Source organism: Mucilaginibacter sp. P4_G9 (assembly GCF_056400985.1).
Genome location: NZ_JBFUKF010000897.1, coordinates 1 through 753, shown reverse-complemented (window position 1 = coordinate 753; position 753 = coordinate 1). Strand labels below are relative to the sequence as shown.

Sequence of the window (753 nt, the reverse complement as noted above, 5' to 3'; positions counted from 1 at the left end):
GCCTAATACTTCTTCAATTTTTTTACCAACAAGTAACCGGGGATCAATCGTTTTTTTGGATAGATTATTGAACCAAACGTTAAGGCAAACTTTATCTTCATTAAACTCAAAAATAATATCATTAATTGAGTTGATCAGCGATGTAAGATGCTCACGGCTTTCGCGCAGCATCCCGTCATTAGCCACAAGGCTGGCATTAAGGTCCATTACCTTTTTTACCGCATTTTTAAGCTGGTAATGATAGCTTTTTACCACCAGGAATGATACACAGGCTATAAGGGTAAAAATTATACTAATTCCCACCAATATGGCTAAAGATATATTTAAATGAGGCGCCAAAATGTAAGCTGTAATTATGGCAAATAAATTTAAGACGCTTATGGTAATAAACTCCCAGGCTTTATTACAAAATAGGGTTAAAGCTATAAAAACTGTAATGGAACTAAAAAGGTAAGCATGTTCAAAACCATTAATGCTAAGTAAAATACAGTTATTGATTAGCATAAATGCTAAAATAGTGATGTAAGTGCTTATTGTATAGATGGTTTTGTTGCTGTTAAATGATAGTGCAAGCGATATTAAACATAAAAGACTATTAATTACCCTTAACCAAACAGGGTCATAAGTGTTATAATAGCACAGGTAATGTAAAGATGGACTTGCGATGAATAAACCAATGAGCAATAACCTATAAATTGAATTGTCGTTTTGGATCATTAACAATGTTTTAACTTTCAACGGCATTCTTTACGG

General features: G+C 32.9%; 1 pseudogene. It reads right to left on the bottom strand.

The features are described from left to right. Nucleotides 1-717 (bottom strand): annotated as a pseudogene (locus tag AC1DPZ_RS28425) (hypothetical protein); the annotation flags it as partial. Nucleotides 718-753 lie beyond the last annotated feature (36 nt).